At 72.5% G+C, this 1,621-nt stretch carries 1 protein-coding gene; it reads right to left on the bottom strand.

Annotated features, from left to right (window positions below):
- Positions 1-225: 225 nt before the first annotated feature.
- Complete coding sequence (locus DW796_RS10300) at positions 226-1,488, bottom strand: IS30 family transposase (RefSeq protein WP_118095256.1); 1,263 nt, start codon at positions 1,486-1,488, stop codon at positions 226-228.
- Positions 1,489-1,621 lie beyond the last annotated feature (133 nt).

Here is a 1,621-nt window from a genome sequence, read left to right as displayed (position 1 = left end):
GGTTGATTTTCAATCTCAACGCAACAGCCTGAACGGGCCCCGCGTTTCCGCAGCTAGCGCAACGCGGGAATAGCTCCCGGCACCTGGCCGTCGCACCGTTTCCGCAGGTGGAGAGGCTATGGAGGCCGGTGCCCCCATGCCGCCGCCGCATGCTCCGCCAGCCCGCCGCGCAGCCGTTCCGGACTCAGCGCAACGGGCCTTCCGGCCCATGTCCCGGCCCGCCGCCTATCCCGCCAGCGGCCCCTCGCCCCTCGCGGCCCTGGCCCTGTCGATGCAGCCGGGCGTGAGGTCGAGCTCGCCGGGCGCCAGCTCCTCTATCCCGAGCGCGTCCATGAGGGCGGAGGCGTCCTCCCCGAGGGCCATCCGCAGCACGCGCGCCGGCGTCAGGAACCCGAGCGCCCCCCTCGGCTCGGAGTTCACCTGCGACATGAGCAGCGCGCAGTCCGCCGCCGTCAGCCGGTCGAACCTGGCCCCGGCGCCCTTGGGCAGCAGCTTCCTGATCTCCACGTGGTTCTTCTCGCACGCGCCCTTCTGCTGGCTCTGCCGGGGGTCGCAGTAGAAGAGCCTGGTCTCGCCGTCCCGCTCGCCGATCAGCGCCGCGATGGCGCCCTCGTCGGCGAACTCGCTCCCGTTGTCGGTGAGCACGGCGCCGAAGGCGCGCCTCGCGCCGTCCTCGCCGAGGACCCCGCGCAGGGAGGAGAGCGCCGCCAGGACCGAGGCGCACGTGCCGTCCGGCAGCGGCAGGGCCAGCTGGAAGCGGCTCGGGCGGTGCAGGAGCGTGAGGAGCCTGGCGGAGTCGCCCCTGGAGCCCTCGACGGTGTCCATCTCCCAGGCCGCGGCGCAGGCGTCCTCGCCGAGCGCGAGGAACGACGCGTGCGACCTGCGCGACGAGTGGGACGTCGCCCTCTTCGGGGCCCGGCGCGACCTCGGCCTGTAGCCGACCTTGCGCCTGAGCTCCATGTTCGTCATGCCGTCGTAGCCGGCGTCCACCCACCTGTAGACGGTGGAGGCGCTGAGCCCGGGGGTCGTCGCCGCTATCTGCTGCGGGGAGAGCCCGCGCGCGAGCCCGTCCCTGATGGCCGCGAGCTTGGCGGCGGCGCCCTCCTCGGTCTCGTCGATCCCGGACCTGCTCGCCGAGAGCTCGGCGTCGGCCGCCTCCTGCGCCCTCCTGGCGCTGTAGAACACCCTGGGCCTCCTCGAGCAGCCGTAGCCCCTCCTGTGCGAGCAGCCGTTGCAGCACCTCGGCCACGCGGAGAGCCTGGGGCAGGCCCCCGAGAGGTCCGCGGGCGCGGGCTCGCCGTAGCGCGAGCGCGGCGCGGTGACGTAGCGGTGCGCCGCAACCTCCCTGGTCACGGTCGAGGGCGACCTGCCGAGCTCCGCGGCGATCTCGCGAGCGCTGCGGTTGCGGTCGAGCATCCTCTCGACCGTGTTCCTCTCGTGCCTCGTGAGCCTCCCGTACGACCTTCCGGACGGCTTGGGTCTGGACATGCCGGCCTCCCTCCATCGCGGGCCGGGGGATTCCGGCCCCTCTGGGGTTGCCTACCCGGATTCGCGCCTCAGGACTCAGCGCAACGCGTTGCGCTGAGTCCTGAGGCTGTTGCAATGAAAATGAGAATCAAGG

Source organism: Collinsella sp. AM31-2AC, assembly GCF_003469285.1.
GTDB classification, from domain to species: Bacteria; Actinomycetota; Coriobacteriia; order Coriobacteriales; family Coriobacteriaceae; genus Collinsella; species Collinsella aerofaciens_AT.
This window is presented reverse-complemented; position numbering and strand designations above follow the sequence as displayed.